General features: G+C 71.1%; 17 protein-coding genes. 12 read left to right on the forward strand and 5 right to left on the reverse strand.

Annotated features, from left to right (window positions below; genetic code table 11):
• Nucleotides 1-19: 19 nt before the first annotated feature.
• From ACIBH1_RS43985 to ACIBH1_RS43995, 3 genes are read left to right on the forward strand one after another with little or no spacing between them, the layout of a single operon-like run.
• Nucleotides 20-1,477 carry a TetR family transcriptional regulator gene (locus tag ACIBH1_RS43985; RefSeq protein ID WP_397320056.1) on the forward strand — a complete coding sequence of 486 codons (1,458 nt, stop codon included), beginning with the start codon at nucleotides 20-22 and terminating at the stop codon, nucleotides 1,475-1,477.
• A complete protein-coding gene (locus tag ACIBH1_RS43990; RefSeq protein WP_397320057.1) occupies nucleotides 1,474-2,025 on the forward strand; it encodes a transcriptional regulator in 552 nt (183 codons plus the stop codon). Before ACIBH1_RS43985 ends, ACIBH1_RS43990 begins: the two co-directional genes overlap by 4 nt.
• Nucleotides 2,022-3,440: a PEP/pyruvate-binding domain-containing protein gene (locus tag ACIBH1_RS43995; RefSeq protein ID WP_397320058.1), complete on the forward strand. Its 1,419-nt coding sequence runs from the start codon at nucleotides 2,022-2,024 to the stop codon at nucleotides 3,438-3,440. Before ACIBH1_RS43990 ends, ACIBH1_RS43995 begins: the two co-directional genes overlap by 4 nt.
• Before the next feature lie 57 nt (nucleotides 3,441-3,497).
• Here the strand turns inward: ACIBH1_RS43995 and ACIBH1_RS44000 are convergent, their stop codons facing one another.
• Entirely contained in the window at nucleotides 3,498-4,145 is a 648-nt protein-coding gene (locus tag ACIBH1_RS44000) for a sensor domain-containing protein (RefSeq protein WP_397320059.1), read from the reverse strand.
• Nucleotides 4,146-4,223: 78 nt separating this feature from the next.
• Here ACIBH1_RS44000 and ACIBH1_RS44005 point away from each other — a divergent pair, with 78 nt between their 5' ends.
• Nucleotides 4,224-4,661: a GNAT family N-acetyltransferase gene (locus tag ACIBH1_RS44005; protein ID WP_397320060.1), complete on the forward strand. Its 438-nt coding sequence runs from the start codon at nucleotides 4,224-4,226 to the stop codon at nucleotides 4,659-4,661.
• On the opposite strand, the gene ACIBH1_RS44010 is transcribed toward ACIBH1_RS44005, so the two are convergent.
• Together ACIBH1_RS44010 and ACIBH1_RS44015 are read right to left on the reverse strand one after the other, a co-directional pair.
• Nucleotides 4,633-5,763 (reverse strand): sensor histidine kinase, encoded by a 1,131-nt coding sequence (locus tag ACIBH1_RS44010; RefSeq protein WP_397320061.1) that lies wholly within the window; start codon nucleotides 5,761-5,763, stop codon nucleotides 4,633-4,635. The two genes, ACIBH1_RS44005 and ACIBH1_RS44010, sit on opposite strands and share 29 nt — an antisense overlap.
• A complete protein-coding gene (locus ACIBH1_RS44015) occupies nucleotides 5,760-6,401 on the reverse strand; it encodes a response regulator transcription factor (protein ID WP_397320062.1) in 642 nt (213 codons plus the stop codon). Before ACIBH1_RS44015 ends, ACIBH1_RS44010 begins: the two co-directional genes overlap by 4 nt.
• 88 nt (nucleotides 6,402-6,489) lie before the next feature.
• On the opposite strand from ACIBH1_RS44015, the gene ACIBH1_RS44020 reads away from it, so the two are divergent.
• Genes ACIBH1_RS44020 through ACIBH1_RS44035 form a run of 4 tightly spaced genes read left to right on the forward strand, consistent with a single transcriptional unit; the run spans nucleotide 6,490 to nucleotide 9,855 of the window.
• Nucleotides 6,490-6,996 carry a hypothetical protein gene (locus ACIBH1_RS44020; RefSeq protein ID WP_397320063.1) on the forward strand — a complete coding sequence of 169 codons (507 nt, stop codon included), beginning with the start codon at nucleotides 6,490-6,492 and terminating at the stop codon, nucleotides 6,994-6,996.
• Nucleotides 6,993-8,027, forward strand: a complete 1,035-nt coding sequence (locus ACIBH1_RS44025; RefSeq protein WP_397320064.1) for an efflux RND transporter periplasmic adaptor subunit — start codon at nucleotides 6,993-6,995, stop codon at nucleotides 8,025-8,027. Before ACIBH1_RS44020 ends, ACIBH1_RS44025 begins: the two co-directional genes overlap by 4 nt.
• Nucleotides 8,024-8,677 (forward strand): ABC transporter ATP-binding protein, encoded by a 654-nt coding sequence (locus tag ACIBH1_RS44030; RefSeq protein ID WP_397320065.1) that lies wholly within the window; start codon nucleotides 8,024-8,026, stop codon nucleotides 8,675-8,677. The genes ACIBH1_RS44025 and ACIBH1_RS44030 overlap by 4 nt, the downstream gene beginning before the upstream one ends.
• Nucleotides 8,674-9,855, forward strand: coding sequence for an ABC transporter permease (locus tag ACIBH1_RS44035; RefSeq protein ID WP_397320066.1), 1,182 nt, complete (start codon nucleotides 8,674-8,676; stop codon nucleotides 9,853-9,855). Before ACIBH1_RS44030 ends, ACIBH1_RS44035 begins: the two co-directional genes overlap by 4 nt.
• 18 nt (nucleotides 9,856-9,873) lie before the next feature.
• Here the strand turns inward: ACIBH1_RS44035 and ACIBH1_RS44040 are convergent, their stop codons facing one another.
• Nucleotides 9,874-10,656, reverse strand: coding sequence for a GNAT family N-acetyltransferase (locus ACIBH1_RS44040; RefSeq protein WP_397320067.1), 783 nt, complete (start codon nucleotides 10,654-10,656; stop codon nucleotides 9,874-9,876).
• 133 nt (nucleotides 10,657-10,789) lie between these two features.
• On the opposite strand from ACIBH1_RS44040, the gene ACIBH1_RS44045 reads away from it, so the two are divergent.
• Genes ACIBH1_RS44045 through fxsT form a run of 4 tightly spaced genes read left to right on the forward strand, consistent with a single transcriptional unit; the run spans nucleotide 10,790 to nucleotide 18,224 of the window.
• Complete coding sequence (locus ACIBH1_RS44045; protein WP_397320068.1) at nucleotides 10,790-10,948, forward strand: hypothetical protein; 159 nt, start codon at nucleotides 10,790-10,792, stop codon at nucleotides 10,946-10,948.
• A gap of 23 nt (nucleotides 10,949-10,971) precedes the next feature.
• The gene (locus tag ACIBH1_RS44050) at nucleotides 10,972-13,200 is read left to right on the forward strand and encodes an FxsB family cyclophane-forming radical SAM/SPASM peptide maturase (RefSeq protein WP_397320069.1); all 2,229 of its coding nucleotides are present in this window, start codon (nucleotides 10,972-10,974) and stop codon (nucleotides 13,198-13,200) included.
• Between the two features lie 58 nt (nucleotides 13,201-13,258).
• Nucleotides 13,259-14,317, forward strand: coding sequence for a TIR-like protein FxsC (locus tag ACIBH1_RS44055; protein WP_397320070.1), 1,059 nt, complete (start codon nucleotides 13,259-13,261; stop codon nucleotides 14,315-14,317).
• A gap of 16 nt (nucleotides 14,318-14,333) precedes the next feature.
• On the forward strand, nucleotides 14,334-18,224 hold the full coding sequence (gene fxsT, locus ACIBH1_RS44060) for an FxSxx-COOH system tetratricopeptide repeat protein (protein ID WP_397320071.1): 3,891 nt from the start codon (nucleotides 14,334-14,336) through the stop codon (nucleotides 18,222-18,224).
• Here fxsT and ACIBH1_RS44065 read toward each other — a convergent pair.
• Nucleotides 18,193-19,077, reverse strand: a complete 885-nt coding sequence (locus tag ACIBH1_RS44065) for an alpha/beta fold hydrolase (RefSeq protein ID WP_397320072.1) — start codon at nucleotides 19,075-19,077, stop codon at nucleotides 18,193-18,195. The two genes, fxsT and ACIBH1_RS44065, sit on opposite strands and share 32 nt — an antisense overlap.
• Nucleotides 19,078-19,119: the final 42 nt, after the last annotated feature.

Raw genomic sequence — 19,119 nt, forward strand, 5'->3', positions numbered from 1 at the left:
GAATGATCGAGGTATCCCGATGCCCCGCCTTACCCGGGCGCAACGCCAGGAACTCACCCGCGACGCCGTCCTGCGCGCCGCCGGCCACGAGTTCGCGGCGCACGGCTACCAGGACGCCAAGATCGACCGCATCGCCGCCCGGGCCGACCTCACCCGGGGGGCGGTGTACTCGAACTTCCCCAGCAAGCGGGCCCTGTACCTGGCGGTGCTGCTCGACCTGCTGGAGCACGACACGTCGCCGGGCAGGCAGAACTCCCTCGCCGGGGCGCTGGGGGCGTTCGTCAGGGTGTGGCTCGAACGGCTGCCGCTGGCGGGCGACCCTCCAGCCGCGGCGCGCCTGCGGTTGCGGTCGCTCGCGGGGGTGTTCGAGGACGACCTCGGCCGGGCGACCCTGGCCCAGGTGGCGCGGCTGGAGGGGGTGCTGCTGGGGCTGGCACTGGAGCAGTTCCCCGACGAGGAGGAGGCGGGGGGTCAGGGCACGCCCGGAGGGGGGACGGCGCCTCGCGGAGGAGAAGCGGGGGGCCGGGACCCGCGCGGTGAAGCGGCGGAGGGGCGAGCTCTTCGCGGCTGGGAGCCAGGGCAGTTCCGGCGTCCTGGGGAATCGCCGGGGCGGTTTGCTCGCGAGGAGGCGGCCCGGGGGCGGCGGGTGCGGTTGGCGGAGCTGGTGCTGACGCTTCTTGCCGGTGCATGCCAGTTGGCCGAGCGGGCGCCGGGGTTCGGCGACCCCTTCGACGTGATCCAGGCCAGCCGCCACCTCGCCGGGCTCGACCTGGACGACGAGTGGGCTCCGCCATACCTCGACTTCACCGGGGCGGCGCGCCAGGTCTGGGAGCCGTGGCGACCTCCGGACGGGGTGCGGGACGAGCTGACGGGGCGGCCGGTGGACCTCGGGACGGACGGGGTGATCGTCGTTTTGGGGACGCAGCGGCTGGAGGCGGCCGAGGAGGCCGTGCGGGCGGCTCGGCCGGACGATCAGGTGACCGTGGTGGTGGCAACCGCCGACCCGGCGGAGCTGGGCAGGCTGGTGCGGCTCAGGGTCGGTGACCTGGCGGGGTGCTTGCGGGTGCTGGAGGTGGGGGTGCCGCTGCGCCTGGTGCTGGACGAGGACCTGGCCGTCACGTCGGCGGTCCTGGGGCGCGCTGGTGGGGACGGCCGGGGTGAGGACGGCCGGGGTGAGGACGGCCGGGGTGAGGACGGCCGGGACGGTCGCGGCCGGGTTGATCACGGCCGAGGTGATCACGGCCGGGGTGATCACGGCCGGGACGACGACGGCCGGGGCGACGACGGCCGGGACGACCACGGCCGGGACGACCACGGGTCGGGCGACAACGGCCGGGTCGTGGGCGTAGGGCGTCCTCCCGACGGAGGCCCCGAGCCCGATGAGCTGGAAATTGCCATACGCATCCACAACGGTGAGATCATCGCCCGAGCCGAAGGAAGAGGCGCCGCCCACGCGGTTGCCGAGGTACGCCCATGAACTCCCTGCTCCACACCCTCCGCTGCATCGGCTTCGCCAAGCTCGACCGCATCGCGAAGATCGCCGCCCTGCCCGAGCCCGAGGCCGAGTCCGAGCTGATCGACCTGGCCGTGGACGGTCTGGTGACGCGGCTGCCGGGCGAGTTCGGCGGCTGGGGTCTGACCGACCGCGGGAAGAAGGCCGCTGCCGAGCAGGCCGCCGCCGAGCTGGACGCCACGGGGGCACGGGCTCGGGTGCTGCTCGTCTTCGACGAGTTCCTGGTGCTCAATCCCGAGCTCCTCGACCTGTGCACGGCCTGGCAGTTGCGTTCTGACGGTGCCAAGGTCCTGGCGTTGTTTGCCGACTTCGACCGTCGTGCGACCGCCGTCATCGCCGATCTGACCGCCGTGCTCCCGCGGTTCGGCCGGTATCGGGAGCGGCTCTCCGTGGCGCTGAAGCTGGCGCTCGACGGGCGCACCGAGTATCTGACCGACGAGATGGAGTCGTATCACGCCATCTGGTTCCAGCTCCACGAGGATCTGCTGGTCACGTTGGGCATCCCGCGATGATCCTGCCGCTTTCGCCCCACCTCGACGAGCCCGCGGACGTGATCGGCGGCAAGGCTCACGGGCTGGTCACGATGATGCGCCTGGGCTTGGCCGTACCTGCCGGGTGGGTGATCCCTGTGGATGTGTGCCGCGCTTACCTGAGGGACGGGCGGCTGCCCGATGGGCTGGTGGCGGAGCTGGCTGCTGCCGTACGGGGGGCGGTGTCGGTGCGGTCGGGGGCGATGGTGTCGATGCCCGGCATGATGAGCACCCTGCTCGACGTCTCCGGTGAGGAGCTGGGGAAGGCGGTGGAGGCGGTCTTCGCGTCGTGGGACACGCCGCGGGCCAGGACTTATCGGGTGCTTCATGACATCCCGCATGATCTGGGGACGGCGGTCACGATCCAGGCCATGGTGTACGGCGAGCGGGGCGGGTCGGGGGTGGCCTTCAGCCGGGATCCGAACACGGGTGAGCCAGGGCTGTACGGCGAGGTGCTGCTGGGGCGGCGCGGGGACGCGGTCGTGTCGGGGAGTGCGGTGACCGAGCCGTTGAGCGTGCTGCCGCAGGGGATTCGCGACGGGCTGGGCGAGGCTCTGGCCAGGCTGGAAGGCCATTATCGGGACGTCTGCCACGTGGAGTTCACGTTCGAGGGCGGGCGGTTGTGGTTCCTGCAGGTACGGCCGGGCGGGCTGGCGGGGCGGGCGGCGGTCAGGGTGGCGGTGGATCTGGCGGAGGAAGGGGTCATCGACCGCCGGGCGGCGCTGCTCAGGGTCGAGCCGTCGATGCTGGCCTCGGCCCGGACACCCCGGCTGGCTGCGACAAGGGAGGTCGTGGCCGGTGGGGTGAGGCACGGGCCGGGGGTGGCGGCGGAAGGGCCGGAGGTCGCCGGAGGGCTGGAGGTCGTGGCGCGTGGGGTGGGGGCGTGTCCTGGGGTGGTGAGCGGCCGGGTGGCCACCACCTCCGACAGCGCCGTGCGGATCGCGGCCGGTGGGCCGGTGATCCTGGTGCGGCCCGAGACGTCGCCGCTGGACATGCAAGGGCTGGCGGCCGCGGCGGGTGTGGTCACCGCTCGCGGCGGGCCGACGTGCCACGCGGCGGTGGTCGCCCGGTCGATGGGCAAGCCGGCCGTGGTGGGGGTCGGGAGCCACGACCTCGCCGAAGGGCAGGTGGTGACGATCGACGGCACGGGGGGAGTGGTGGTGCTGGGAAGCGTGGCGGCCGTGGTCACGGAGGCCGATCCGCAGCTGGAGACGCTCCTGGGGTGGGCCGCCGAGCTGGTGGCCGAGGCAGGGGACCAGCCGGAGGACGAGGCGGGGGACCAGGCGGGGGACCAGGCGGGGGATGAGGCAGGAGATGAGGTGGCGCTGCTGATCGCGGCGCATGCCGTACTGCGGAGCGAAAAGGCCCCGAGCGCGAATAGCCCCCGCGCGAAATAGCCCCCGAGCGCGAAAATGCCCCGGAGTGAGTTCACTCCGGGGCGGGATTCGCCAGCTTCACGCCGCCATCGCCACCCGTGAGGGCCGCGTCCCATGGACGGCCCGGGTGAGGAGGGCCTCGCCCAGGCTGGCCCGGACGAGGGCCGCCAGGCGCACGACGGGCACCAGGGTGATCGCGAACAGCAGCCCCACGACGGTGTTGAAGATCACGTAACCGGCCAGCCCGCCGCCGAAGCCGAGCAGCGCGGGCAGGCTGCCCTCGGGACCGATGGTGTTGAACAGGATCCACCCGTACAGCGGGAAGGTCAGTCCGAGGACGGTCCCGGCCCACCAGGTGACGGTCAGCACGAAGGAGACGATGGCAAGGGGGAAGGAAAGGACGGCGTGCAGCAGGTCGAGCCCGGCCTGGCCGTTCAGCAGGGGGTTCATGACGCGGCGGAACCAGCCGGCCCACGACGGCGCTTCGGTGTAGGCGGGTGACTCCACGGGGTGGTCGACGACCGAGGCGATCGAGGAGCGCTCGAGGTCGGCGAAGCGGCGGCCCATGGCCGCGGTGCCGGACAGGATGGGCAGCCCGACGAAGGCGACGGCGCTGCCGATGCCCGCGGCCACGCCGGCGATGGTCAGGCTGAAGGAGGCGATGGAGGTGGGGAAGCCGATGATGGTGTAGCGGCTGTCGGCGCGGAGGCGCTGGAGGGTTCTCATGTCTAAGAAACTACGGAGGTCGCGCCCGGCTCTCGATCCCGCGAGCTGGCCAAGTGTTGGTAGGGCTAGCCTTACCCCGTGATCGAGATCGGCAGGCTGGTTCCCGAAGATCGCGCGCGGTGGCAGGAGCTGTTCGCGGGCTACAACGCCTTCTACGAGCGCGAGCTGCCGCAGGAGCAGTACGACTCGTCGTGGCGGGCGTTCATGGACGACACCCGTGTCCACGCCCTGGGGGCGAGGCTCGACGGGAGGCTGGTGGGCATCACCCACTTCCTCGTCCACGCGAGCACCACTTCGGCGGACGTCTGCTACCTGCAGGACCTGTTCACCGACCCGGTGGCGCGCGGCCGGGGGGTGGCGCGCACGCTGATCGAGGCCGTGACCGTGTGGGCGAAGGACAGGGAGCTCAGCCGCGTCTACTGGCTGACTCAGGAGGGCAACGCCACCGCTCGCAGGCTGTACGACCAGGTGGCGGTCAACAGGGGTTTCATCCACTACCTGATTCCGCTGGCGTGAGCCGTACGGTCACGGCGAGCCCGCCGGAGGGGCGGGCCACGGCCGCGACGGTGCCGCCGTGGGCCTCGACGATGGCGCGGACGATCGAGAGGCCGAGCCCTGAGCCGCGGGCCGAGCGCACCCGGTCGCCGTGGCCGCGTCTGAAGGGTTCGAACAGGTCGTCGACCTCGTAGGGAGGTACGGCGGGGCCGGTGTTCTCGACGCGGAGCGAGCCGTCGAGGTCGACGGCGACCCAGATGTGCCCGTGCTTGACGTTGTACTTGGCGGCGTTCTCCAGCAGGTTGAAGACGCATCTCTCCAGCAGCAGCGGATCGCCGTCGACCATGACGGCGGGCAGTTCCGCGGTCACTTCGGCGGAGCGCAGCGGCACGTCGGCGAGGGCTGTCCTGACGATCTGCGACAGGTCGACGGGCTTGCGCACCGCGAGCTCTTCCGACGACTCGGCCAGCAGGAGCAGTCCTTCGATCAGCCGCTCGTAGCGGGCGTTGGTGCCGAGCAGGGAGCGGGCGAGCACCCGGAGGTCTTCGGAGACGGCCGGCTCCTCGAGGGCGACCTCCAGGACGGTCCGGTTGATCGCGAGCGGGGTGCGCAGTTCGTGGGAGGCGTTGGCTATGAAGCGCCGCTGGTTGTCGAAGACCCGGTGCAGCCGGTCCAGCATCGCGTCGAAGGTGTCGGCGAGCTTCTTGACCTCGTCGGCGGGGCCTCGAAGGCCGATCCGCTCGTGCAGGGTGCTCTCCGAGAGCCGTTGGGCGGTCTCGGTGACGCGCTCCAGCGGGCGCAGGGCGCGGTCGGCGACGAAGTAGCCGATGATCAGCGCCACCAGCCCGACCATCACCAGGATGATGATCGAGGTGCGCAGCATGTCGTTCTGGACGTTGATCGCGCTCTGTTCCAGGCCCTTCATGGCGTCGTCGACGTAGAACCTGTCCACCTGCGGCCCGGTGGGCGGGGCGGTGGCGGTGGCGGTGAACTTGCCCACGATGCGCACGTTGAGCGAGCGGCTGTTGGACAGGTACGTGAACCATACGAGCACCGATCCGGCCAGGAAGAACAGCCCGCCGTAGATCAGTGTCAGCCGCATGCGCAGCCCGAGCCGCTTCACAGCCGGTAACCCTTCCCGGGCTCGTTCTCGATCACGGCGGGTGCGCCCAGCTTGCGGCGCAGCGACGTCATGGTCACCCGTAGCACCCCGCTCTCGACGGCGAACTCGTCCCACACGCGGCGCCGCAGGTCGGCGGAGCTGACCAGCGATCCGGACGCCTCCATCAGCACCCGCAGCAGGTCGAACTCCTTGCGGTTGAGCACGATCTCGCGCGGGCCGCGCAGGACGGTGCGCCTGGCCGGGTCGAGCACGATGCCGCGCCGTTCGACCAGCACCGGGACGTCGCGCACGGTTCTGCGCCCGAGGGTGCGGACACGCGCGACCAGTTCGGCGAAGACGAACGGCTTGGCCAGGTAGTCGTCGGCGCCGAGCCCCAGTCCCTGCACGCGGTCGCGCACCTGGCCGGCGGCGGTGAGCATGAGCACCCGCGTGCTGCCGTTGAGCGAGGCGCAGACCTCGTCGCCGTGCACCTCGGGCAGGTCGCGGTCGAGCACGACCACGTCGTAGTCGACGTAGGAGGCGCGCTCCAGCGCCTCCTGCCCGTCGTAGGCGACGTCGACGGCCATCGCGTGCAGCCGCAGTCCGCGGGCGATGGCGTCGGCCATCTGTTCCTCGTCCTCCACCACCAGCACTCGCATGCCTATGAGGGTGCCGTGGGAAGTGTTAGACGCCGGTAAGTCAGGCGCCTTATCCGCGTTTAGCGCGGCCCGCCCGACAGTTGCCGCCATGAGAAGGCTCATCCTGCCGGCCCTGATGCTGGCCATGTCCGTCGCCGCCTGCGGAGGCGCACCCGCCGACACCGGAGTCGCCAGCGCCGGCGGAGGTACGGCCCAGCCGTCGTCCTCCCCGTCGGCCACCGTCGACAGCGACGCGGCGGCGCTCAAGTTCGCCCAGTGCATGCGTGAGAACGGCGTGCAGATGGAGGATCCCAAGAACGGCCGGATCATGATGAAGGGCGGCCCCGGCGACCGCGAGAAGATGGAGAAGGCGCAGAAGGCCTGCCAGCACCACATGGAGGGCGCGGTCGGCGACAGGGGTCAGGGCATCCCCGCCGAGGAGCGCGACCGCATGCTCAAGTTCGCCCAGTGCATGCGCGAGCACGGCATCCCGATGAAGGACCCGTCGGCCGACGGCCGCATCGAGATCAACGTCCCGAGGGGCACCGACCCGAAGAAGGTCGACGAGGCGCAGGCCGCCTGCAAGGAGTTCGGTCCGGAGGGTCAGGGATCATGAAGGCCGGCCTCCTGGTCCTGGCCGCGCTCGTGATCGGCGGCGGGGCGGCGTTCGTCCTGCTCAACCAGCCCGCGCCGGCTGCCGAGCCCCAGGCGGAGGTGCCTGCCACGGCGACGGTCGAGCGGCGTGACCTGGTCGACACGCAGACCGTCGACGGCGAGTTGATCTACGCCGACGAGCAGCAGGTCGCCATCGAGGCGTCGGGCACCGTCACCTGGGCGCCCGACCAGGGCAAGGTCGTCAAGAGGGGCCAGAGCCTGCTGAAGGTGGACCGCAAGCCGGTCACCCTGATGTACGGCGAGCTGCCCCTCTACCGCGACCTGTACTGGGGTGTCGGCGACGGCCCCGACGTCAGGCAGCTCGAACGCAACCTGAAGGCCCTGGGTTACGACGTGACCGTGGACGACGAGTTCACGTACTCGACCTACGCCGCGATCAAGGAGTGGCAGGACGACCGAGGCCTGGAGGAGACCGGCCGCGTCACCGCCGCCGAGGTGGTCTTCCTGCCGTCGGCCGTACGTGTCAAGGAGGTGAGCGCGGCCAAGGGCGACAAGGTACGGCCGGGCCAGAAGGCGCTGGCGGTCAGCGGCACCAAGCTCCAGGTCCACATGGACCTGAACGCCTCCGACCAGGCCCTGGCCAGGAAGGGCGCCAAGGTCTCGGTGGAGCTGCCGGGCGGCGAGACGGTGGCGGGCCGCATCACCGAGGTCGGCACGGTCGCCGAGGTCACCGGCGAGCGCGAGAACCAGACCACCACGATCGACGTCGAGATCACGCTCACCAAGAAGCCGAAGACGCGTCTCGACCACGCGCCCGTCGAGGTCGAGCTGCAGAGCGAGAAGCACGAGGACGTGCTCGCCGTGCCGGTCGAGGCGCTGCTCGCGCTGCGCGAGGGCGGGTTCGGCGTGGAGGTGGTCGAGGGTGCGGCCACGCGGATCGTGCCAGTGAAGACGGGCGCTTTCGGCAGCGGCTTCGTCGAGGTGAAGGGCGATCTGAAGGAGGGCATGAAGGTCGGGGTGCCGAGTACATGATCATCGAGCTGAAAGAGGTGACCAAGGTCTACAACGGCCAGGTCCAGGCGCTGCGCGGCGTGGACCTGGAGGTCGAGCCGGGCGAGCTGCTGGCCATCGTCGGGCCGTCGGGCTCGGGCAAGTCGACCATGCTCCACATGATCGGCACGCTCGACCGGCCGACGTCAGGGACGGTGCGCATCGCCGGCCACGACGTGGCCAGGCTGACCGACCGCCAGCTGTCGGCGCTGCGCGCCCGCCACCTGGGCTTCGTCTTCCAGCAGTTCCACCTGTCGCCCGGCGTCACCGCGCTCGACAACGTCGCCGACGGCATGCTCTACAGCGGGGCGCCGCTGCGGGAACGCCGCAGGAGGGCCAGGAAGGCGCTGGAGCGGGTCGGGCTCGGCCACCGGCTGGACCACAAGCCCAACCAGATGTCGGGCGGCGAGCAGCAGCGGGTCGCGGTGGCCAGGGCGGTGGTGGGCGACCCGCCGCTGCTGCTGGCCGACGAGCCGACCGGCAACCTCGACACCGCCTCGGGCGCCGAGGTGCTGAAGGTGCTCAAGGACCTCAACGACGCGGGCACCACGATCGCGATCATCACGCACGACAACGACATCGCCGAGTGGTGCCCGCGCCAGGTCCGCATGCGCGACGGGCGGCTCACGTGAAGCCCGCACGCCTGTCGGCCAGGGACGTCCTGCGGGTCGGGGCGGTCGGCCTGCGCACCAGGCCCACGCGGGTCTTCCTGTCGGCACTCGGCATCGCGATCGGCATCGCCACGATGATCGCGGTGATCGGCATCTCGTCGTCGTCACGCGAGCAGTTGCTGCGCCAGCTCGACCGGCTCGGCACCAACCTGCTGACCGTCGGTCCCGGCCAGACCATGTTCGGCGAGGAGGCCAAGCTGCCGGTCAAGGCCCTGGAGATGGTCGAGCGCATCGGCCCGGTGCAGACCGCCGCCGCCACCGGCGTGGTCGACACCAGCGTGCGGCGCACCGACCGCATCCCCGAGGCGGTCACCGGCGGCATCACCGTCCAGGCCGCCTCCGCCGAGCTGCTCAAGACCCTGGAGGGCGAGGTACGGCGCGGCACCTGGCTCAACGCGGCCACCGAGCGCCAGCCGGCGGTCGTGCTGGGCTCCGAGGCGGCCAAACGGCTGGGCATCACCCGCACGGGGGTCAGGGTGTGGATGGGCGACCGCTGGTTCAGCGTCATCGGCATCCTCGGCCCGATGACGCTCGCCCCCGAGATCGAACGGTCCGCGCTCGTCGGCTTCCCCGCCGCGGAGAAGTACCTCGACTTCGACGGGCACGCCACGACCATCTACGAGCGCTCCACCGACGCCTCGGTGGAGGCGGTGCGGGCGATCCTGCCGCAGACGGTCAACCCGGAGAACCCCGAGGAGGTCGAGGTCAGCCGGCCCTCCGACGGCCTGGCCGCCAAGGCCGCCGCGGCGGGCGCCTTCACCAACCTGCTGCTCGGCCTGGGGGCGGTGGCCCTGCTCGTGGGCGGGGTGGGGGTGGCCAACACCATGGTCATCTCGGTCCTGGAGCGGCGCAAGGAGATCGGCCTGCGGCGCTCGCTCGGGGCGACCAGGGGGCAGATCCGCGTGCAGTTCCTGGCCGAGTCGTTGCTGCTGTCGGCGCTGGGCGGGGTCGTGGGCGCGGTGCTCGGCACCCTGGCGACAGGCGGCTACGCCTTCAGCAGGGACTGGCCGCCGATCGTGCCTCCGTGGGCGATCGGCGGGGCGATCGGGGCGACGCTGCTCATCGGGACGATCGCGGGGATCTACCCGGCCATGCGGGCCGCCAGGATGTCGCCGACGATGGCTCTGGCGACCACGTGAGGCCGGCGTGGCCGGGCGTCAGTTCCCGCGCGGCCGGCGGTAGCCGTACGTCTCGTTGGTGACGCGGAAGCCGAGTGACCGGTAGAGCGCGGCGGCGGGGAGGTTCTCGGCGTTGTGGTTGACCGTCGCCGAGGTCATCCCCGCCGCGCGCAGTTCGCGCAGGCCGTGCAGCATCGCGGCCCTGGCCAGGCCGCGCCGCCGGTGGGCGGGGTGGGTGCCGACCGGTTCGAAGTGGCCGGTCTTCGTCACCGGGTCGGTCCAGAAGAACGTGACCGCGCCGATCGTCCCGTCGCCCGCGACGCCGACGGCGGCGCGTTCCCAGAACCAGTCGCGCCGCTCGCCGAAGGCGCCTTCCAGGGCGTCGGCGATGCCGGGTGCGTCGTCCTGCGTCGCCTCGCGGGCGGTGGCGGGCACCTCGACGTCGCTCAGCTCGATCGTGTTGACGTGGTCCCAGACGCGGAAGCGCTCGAAGCCGAGCCGCTCCAGCAGGGCGATCCGCTCGTGGTCGTCGTCGACGACGTCGGTCAGGATGTACGGCTCCGCCGTACCGGCGGCCGTCGTCTCGAAGGCGTGCTCGATCATCTCCTCGGTCGCCCGCGCGGCGAACACGTCGAAGGCGTTGCCGAAGCGGCCGGTGATGGAGATTCCCGACATTTCGCCCCACACCCACGCGGTGCCGTCGTTGTTGTGGACGCGGTGGGGAAGCTCGCCCGGATGCTCGTGCAGCCCCCAGGTCGAGGCGAGTTCGCGAAGGCCGGGTGAACGCCGAGCAGCCAGTTTGCGTACTTCTCGGTGATACATAAAACTGGTGCCGCCTCTCGGAAAAGCAATAGGACACTGTTACCCAAAGGGTAATTGTGGCCCCCGGGCGGATGATAGGAAGACAGTGTTCGGGGCATGACGGCGCCAGCCGACAGATGGGGTGGTTGTTGAAATGAGCATCACCGAAGCGCTCCCCCAGTCGGCAGTGCCCGACCTCACCGAGGTCGCCCTGGCCGAGGTGCTGCAAGACGACATCGACGAGATCCTTCGCCGCATCGCTCCGCAGACCGTCGAGAGGCTCGATATCACCGCGTTCAACTCCTCCATCTAGCCGCGGAGTATTACCGTTGGGGGATGGCACGGCCATTCCGGCAGTTCATCCTCAAAGTTCACACCAGGTGTGATTTGGCGTGTGACCACTGCTATGTCTACGAGGCCGCCGACACCTCGTGGTCGAGCAAACCGAAGGTCATCACGCCCGAGGCTCTCGACCAGACCGTGCTGCGCATCGCCGAACACGTCAAACGCCACGGCCTCGACCGGGTCCACGTCATCCTGCACGGCGGCGAGCCGCTGCTGGCCGGGCCCAGACGGCTCGACGAGATCGCGCGGGCCCTCCGCCAGGGCCTCGAGTGCGAGCTCGAGCTGAAGATCCACACCAACGGCGTCCTGCTGAGCAAGGCCTATCTCGACGTCTTCGAGCGTCACCACGTCCTGGTCGGGGTCTCCGTCGACGGCGACCGCGAGGCCAACGACCGGCACCGGCGCTACGCCGACGGCCGCTCCAGCTACGACCGGGTGGTGCGCGCGCTCGGCCTGCTGCGCGGCACGGGCCTGTACTCCGGTCTGCTGTGCACGATCGACGTCCGCAACGACCCGATCGCCGTCTACGAGGCGCTCAGGGGATTCGAGCCGCCCGCGGTCGACTTCCTGCTGCCCCACGCCACGTGGGACACCCCGCCGATGCGCCCGGTGCCCGACGCCTACGCCGCCTGGCTGAAGGCGATCTTCGACGCCTGGCGCGCCGACGGCGGGCGGTTGCCGATCCGCACCTTCAGCTCGATCGTGCGCACCACGCGCGGCGGCATCAGCCTGACCGAATCCCTCGGCCTCGACGCCAAGGACCTCGTCGTGATCGAGACCGACGGCGGTTACGAGCAGGCCGACTCGCTCAAGGTCGCCTACCACGGCGCCCCCGCCACCCAGCTCGACGTCTTCCGCCACGACCTCGACGAGGTGGCCGCGCACGCCGGGATCGCCGGCAGGCAGCTCGGCCTGGCCTCGCTCTCCGACACGTGCCGCGCCTGCCCGGTGGTCGGCACCTGCGGCGGCGGCCTGTACGCCCACCGCTTCAAGAGCGGCAGCGGCTTCGCCAACCCCAGCGTCTACTGCCCCGACCTGCTCGACCTCATCACCTACGTGCGGAGTGCCACCGTGCCCACCCATGCGCTGCCCGGCCCCACCTTCGAGGCGCTCTCCCGTGGGTACGGCGACGCCGCCGACGTGGAGGTGCTCGCGGGGATCCAGCGCTCCATCGGCCGGGCCCTGCTGAAGGCCGCGGGCGGCCACCACCCCGAGGCCTGGGAACTGCTCACCCACCTCGACGCCACGCACCCGGAGGCGGTCAGGCGCGTCATCGACCACCCCTACGTGCGCGTGTGGGCGACCTCGTGCCTGGCCGACTCCTCGCACGCCGGGTATCTGGGCAACATCGCCGCCGCGGCGGCGGCGCACGCGGGACTCCAGGCGGGGATCGCGGTCGCGGCCCGCGACGGCTGGGCCTACCTGCCGACCCTGGGCGCGGTCCCGGCCCGCGACGGCGTACGGCTGGCCGTACCGGAACCCGGTGAGGTCGAGGAGCCGCTGCGCCGGTTGAGCGACACCGTGGTGCTGGAGGACCTCGACCCGTATCGCGGCTGCCACGGCCACGACCCCGAGCCACGCCTGGACGAGGAGACGAGCGCGCGGTGGCGGGAGGCGTTCGCCGCCGCGGCCGCCCTGATCGAGACCGACTTCCCGCGGTATCGCGGCGCCCTGACATCGGGCCTGCGCGTCGTGATGCCGCTGGCGGCCCCCGAGAACGGCGGCGAGATCAGCTCGGCCGCCCGCCACGCCTTCGGAGCGGTCGCCGCAGCGCTGCCCGCGGACCCCGCGCTCCTGGCGCTGCTGCTCATCCACGAGTTCCAGCACGTCAAGCTGGGCGCTCTGCTCGACGCGGCAGACCTGTTCGACGCGGGCGAGCGGCGGCTGTTCTACGCCCCCTGGCGCCCTGATCCCCGTCCGTTCGAGGGCCTGTTGCAGGGCACCTACGCGCACCTGGCGGTCACCGAGTTCTGGCGCGGCCACCGGCACCGGGCGCCCGAGCCCGGCGAGGTCGAGTTCGCGCGGTGGCGGGCGCAGACCAGCAGGGCGCTGGGCACGCTGGCCGAGTCCGGCGCTTTGACCCCGGCCGGGGAGCTGTTCGTGGCGGGCATGGCCGAGGCGCTCGAACCCGCGCTCGCCGAGCCGGTCGCCCCGGGCGCGGAAGAGAGGGCCACGAAGATGGCACATGCCCATTACGAGAATTGGGTCAGCCGTATTTGAAGCCCTTTCCTTACGCTGAGCCGATTTCTATAGTGAAGATCTCGCGAAGGGGGGCGGATTGGCACCATATCAACCAGACCCGCCTCCTGGACCCATCTGTTTCCTGAGCTACGCCCGCATTCCCAAGCACAATCCCAGTGACCGGGTGGATCCCAACTACTGGGTGCGGACGTTCTACGAGAGCCTCACCATCGATCTGGCCAACCTCAGCGCGAACCCGGCCGGATTCATGGACGTCACGCTGGAACTGGGCAGCTCGTGGGTCGCCGCCATCACGGCCCATCTGAATACGTGCTCGGTTTTTGTGCCGCTGTATTCTCCGCGCCTGTTCCAGAGCAAGAACTGCGGCCGGGAGTGGGCCACCTTCGCGCACCGGTTCGACGGCGTTCCGGCGATCGACAGGCCGATCGTCCCGGTCCTCTGGGCGCCCTGCCGCGACCTGCCGCCGTGCGCCAGGGAGATTCAGTATCGCGGTCCCGATCTGGGCGAGAAATACCACCGCGAGGGCCTCTACGGCCTGATGCGCACCCACCGGGCCGAGGCCAACAGGGTCATCATGAAGCTGGCCACGGTGATCGTCGCCAAGGCCCACGAGTCGCGCCACCTGCCCCACGGCACCGCCGAGGACTTCACCCTCAGCGAGAACGCCTTCGGTGGCCAGGACGGCGAGCGCCCCCTGGCCCTGGCCGTGCTGTCCGCGCCCGACTGGCACGCGCGCGACGTCGCCGTCCGCATCGCCAGCGCCAAACAGTGCACCCCGGACCTTCGTGACCTGCACTCCTTTCGCGCCGAGCTGACCAGGTCGCATCCCGTCCGGCCCGTCGTGGTGATCGTCGACGCCAAGGCCGCCGGGCCCGACCTCAGATACCTGGTCGTCAAACCGTGGGTCGCCGTCGTCGTGGTGTGGGAGAAGGACCCCTCGCCCGACGACCTGCGCCGCATCGGCGAGACCCTCGGGCCCAAGGCCAAGGAACGCGGCATGGTCACCCAGGTCGCCGCCGCGGCCGACCTGGAGGAGGCGCTGATCGAGCAGGTCGACAACGCCAGCAGGCAGTACTTCAAGCACGGCGCGGCCAACCCGCCGCCCGACAGCGGCACGGAACGACCCAGGTTCTGATCAGGAGGGAGAGGACATGACCACGGGGCAGATCATCACTTTCTACTCCTACAAGGGCGGCACCGGCCGGACCATGGCGGTCGCCAACGTCGCCTGGATCCTGGCATCGGCGGGCAAACGGGTGCTGGTGGTCGACTGGGACCTGGAGTCGCCCGGACTGCACAGGTTCTTCCACCCGTTCCTCGAACAGGGCATGATCGGCGCCACTCCGGGCGTGATCGACATGATCACGAACTACCAGTGGGAGGTCATGAAGAACACGGAGCGGCCACCCGACTGGCACCGCGGCCACGCCCAGGTCAAGCCGCACACCATCACGGTCGACTTCGACTTCGGCGACGGCTCGCTCGAACTGCTGACCGCCGGGCGGCAGAACCGCGACTACTCCTCGCTGGTCTCCGGCTTCGACTGGGACACCTTCTACGAGCGGCAGGGCGGCGGCGTCTTCCTCGACGCGCTCCGCGACGACATGCGCGCCGGCTACGACTACGTCCTGATCGACTCGCGCACCGGGCTGAGCGACATCGCCGAGATCTGCACCGTGCAGCTGCCCGACTCCCTCGTGGCCTGCTTCACCCTCTCCGACCAGGGCATCGAGGGCACCGCCGGCGTCGTCAGGCACATCGCCGACCGCTACCGCGACCGCGGCATCCGCATCCTGCCCGTGCCGATGCGCGTCGAGATGAACGAGAACGAGAAGTGCGACGCCGGCCGCAGCCTGGCCCGCAGCCGCTTCGAGTCCTTCCCTCGCGGCCTGGGCCCGCAGCGCCTCGACTCCTACTGGGGCAACGTCGAGATCCCCTACGTGCCCTACTACGCCTTCGAGGAGATCCTGGCCGCCTTCGGCGACGTCCCCAACCGTCCCGTCTCGATGCTGGCCTCCTTCGAGCGGCTCGCCGAGGAACTGACCGACGGCGAGGTCTCCCGCCTGGCGCCGATGGACGAGCAGGTACGGCTGCGCTACCGCGACCAGTACACCCGCCGCCTGGCCGGGCACCACTCCGACATCCAGCTCTGGTACGTCACCGAGGACCAGATGTGGGCCGACTGGATCGCCATGCTGCTCGACCGGCACGGCTACCGCGTCATGCTCCAGGCGGTCGACGCCGAGAACAGCGAGCACCAGCAGCGCAACCATCCGCAGCAGTCGATCGTGGTGCTGTCGAGCGCCTTCGTCCGGGCGCTGAGGCGGCTGGAGGTCTGGAGGGAGCTCACTGAGGCCGAGGCCGCGGGCCGTACCGAGCTCGTCGCCCTGCGGGTCAGCGAGCCGCACTTCCCGCCGCCGTTCGGCCAGCGGGTGCTCACCAACCTGACCCGCTCCCAGGAAGAGGACGCGGCGGGCACCCTCATGCGCGCGCTGGGCCGCGACGTCGGCCGCGACTCCATCGACCTGCAGGACCTCGGGGCCCGATTCCCCGGCAGCGAGCCCGACGTGTGGAACGTCCCGGCCCGCAACGCGGCCTTCACCGGCCGCGCGGCCGTCCTCGACTCGCTGCGCAGGGAGCTGACCGGCGGCGCGCAGGCGGTGGTCCTGCCCCAGGCCCTGTACGGCCTCGGCGGCGTCGGCAAGACGCAGGTCGCGCTCGAATACGCCCACCGCTTCCGCGCCGACTACGACGTGGTGTGGTGGATCTCGGCCGAGAACCAGGAACGCATCCACACCGCCTTCGAGGAACTGGCCAGGGCGATGGACATCCCCATCGCCGAGAACGTGGCCGAGGTCGTCGCCCAGGTGCGCGAGACGCTGAGGGTCGGCGACCAGTCACGGCGCTGGCTGCTGATCTTCGACAACGCCGGCGAGCCCGACGAGATCAGGAACTACTTCCCAGGCGGAGCCTTCGGGCACGTGCTGATCACCTCGCGCAACTCCGCCTGGTCGGCGGTGGCGTCGCCGCTGGAGATCGACGTGTTCACCCAGGAGGAGAGCCTGGAGCACCTGAGCCGCCGGGTGCCGACCCTGGCCGCGGAGTACGCCATCCGGGTCGCCAACGGCCTGGGCAACCTGCCGCTCGCCGTCGAGCAGGCGGCGGCCTGGCTGGCCGAGTCGGGCATGCCGCCCAAGGAGTTCGTGGCGCAGCTGGAGAGCGAGGCCGAGCAGGTGCTGCGGCTGGGCCAGCCCACCGACTACCCGAGCCCGGTCGCGGTCACCTGGAACCTGTCGCTGCGCCGCCTGCGCGAGACCTCGCCCGCCTCGGTCCGGCTGCTGGAGTTGTGCGCCTTCTTCGCCCCCGAGCCGATCTCCATGCAGCTGCTCTACAGCGACGAGATGATGCAGGAGCTGCTGCCGTACGACGACTCGCTGCGCGAGAAGCTGGTGCTCGGCCGGGTGATCCGCGAGATCGGCCGCTACGCCCTGGCCAAGGTCGACCTCGGGCACAACACCATCCAGGTGCACCGGCTGGTCCAGGCCGTCATCCGCAGCGGCATGGACGAGACGGAGCAGGTGCGCGCGACCCACGCCGTCCACCGCGTCCTGGTCGGAGCCAGACCTCGGCAGGGCGACGTCGACGACCCCGACAACTGGCACCGCTACGGCCTGATCTGGCAGCACCTGGAGCCTTCGCGGGCCACCGAGTGCACGGAGGAGGAGACCCGCCAGCTGCTCACCGACCGCGTGCGCTACCTGTGGAAGCGCGGCGACTTCGACGCCGCGCTGGAGCTCGGGGACGCCCTGGCCAGCCGCTGGGAGGCGGAGTTCGGCGTCGACGACAGGCAGCGCCTGCACCTGCTGTTCAACGTGGCCAACGTCAAGCGCTCCCAGGGCAAGTACGGCGAGGCGCGCGAGCTCGACGAGTGGGTGCACGCCAGGCAGCTGGAGTCGGTCGGCGCGATTCACCCGCACACCCTGATGACCGCCGGCGGTTTCGCGGCGGACCTGCGCGGCATGGGCGAGTACGAACGCGGCCTGCAGCTCGACAGGGGCACCTACGACCAGTGGAAGCTCGCCTACGGCGAGGAGCATCCGCGCACGCTGGCCGCCGCCAACAACCTGGCGCTCGGCTACCGCCTGGTCGGCGACCCGGCCAACGCCCTGGTGCTCGACCAGGACAACCTGGAGCGCCGCCAGCGGGTGCTGGGCCTGCTCCACCCGTACACGCTCTTCTCGGCCGCGCAGGTCGCCCGGGACCTGCGCGAGCTGGGGCGGTTCCGCGAGTCGACCGATCTGCTGCGCGCCACGCTGCAGAGGTACAGGGAGGCGCTCGGCGACGCGTTCGTCGACACGTTGCGCGCCGCCAAGAGCCTGGCTGTCTCGCTGCGGCGGCTGGGGGAGCAGCAGGAGGCCTGGAACATGGCTTTGGAGACCGAGGACAGGTACCGGCGTCACTACGAGGGCACGCCCGACGCGCTGGCGGCCCGGCTGGAGCTGGCCGCGTCGATGTCGGCGCTGGGCGACAAGGAACGCGCGGTCGAGGTGGCCGGCGGCCTGGTCGACCTCTACCTGGCCGACCTGGGCGAGTCGCACCCGACCACGCTGATCGGCAAGAACAACCTGGCCACCTACGTGCGCGGCGTCGACGGCGCCGTCGCCGCCCGCGACCTGGCCGAACGGGCTTGGCGCGGCCTGGCCGACCAGCTCGGCGCCTCGCACCCGTTCACCCTGGCCTCGGCCCTCAACCTCGCCAACTGCCTGGCCGAGAGCGGCGACCTCGACAGGGCGGTGGCGATGGAGCGGGAGACCACGGAGCAACTGACCGAGAAGCTGGGCGACATCCACCCCGACACGCTCGCCGGCCGCCACAACTTGTGCGTGAGCCTGCGCGCGCTGGGCCGCAAGGACGAGGCGGCCCAGCTGCGCTCGCAGACGCTGACCGAGCTGGTGCGCACGCTGGGCGAGGTGCACCCGTCGGCCGAGGCGCTGCGCGGGTGGCGCCGGGTCAACCGCGACCTGGAGCCGCAACCTTTCTGACCAGCCAGGCCAGGGCGTCGGGCAGGACGCGGATCGTGTCGAAGTGCGCCGCGCCCTGCTTGATCACCAGGTGGGCGTTGGGGAGCTGGCCGCCCAGCCAGCGGGCGTGGTCGACGGGCGAGAACACGTCGGCCTCGCCGTGCCAGACGAGCGTGGGGGCGGTGACCGCCTCGGGGTCGAAGCCCCACGGCCTGGTGAAGGCCAGGGTGTCGTCCACCCAGCCGTCGGCGCCGCACCGCCGTACGGCCTCGGCGAAGTTGGTCGCCAGCCGCAGCCTGACCCCGAAGTCGGCGATCATGTGCTGGTCGGGCACCGGGAGCTCGTGCATGATCGTCGGCACCAGGTGGGTCGGGTCGCGCCTGATCTGCTCGGCGATGGCCGTCAGCAGCCGGGTCACGATCGGCAGGCCGAAGGCGGCCGAGGAGTATTCGATGATGTTGGACCTGGCCATGCCCTGGAACCAGTTGAGCCCCTGGGCGTCGGGCGGGGCGATGGGCGCCAGCACCGCGGCCCTGCTCACCCGGTCCTCCAGCAGCGCCGCGCAGGCCAGCGCGTGCGGGGCGCCGCCGGAGCGGCCCACCACCGCGAAGCGCTCCAGGCCCAGCCCGTCGGCGACGGCCGCCACGTCCTCGGCCACGTCGGCCACCCGGCGCCCGCTCCTGCGCTCAGACAGGCCGTAGCCGGGCCGGTCCATCGTGATCAGGCGCACGCCCAGGCGGTGGATGACCGGGCCGCGGGGATGCGGGCCCATCCGGCTGCCCGGCGTGCCGTGCAGGAGGAAGACCGGGGAGCCGTGAGGGTCGCCGCTCAGATGCACGCCCAGCACTCTGCCGTCGGACGCGGGCAGTGTCATGGAACGGTGCAACGCGATCCTCCGGGTCCCCTGATCTCTTCA

This window comes from Nonomuraea sp. NPDC050663 (assembly GCF_044456985.1).
In the GTDB taxonomy this organism is placed as follows: Bacteria; Actinomycetota; Actinomycetes; order Streptosporangiales; family Streptosporangiaceae; genus Nonomuraea.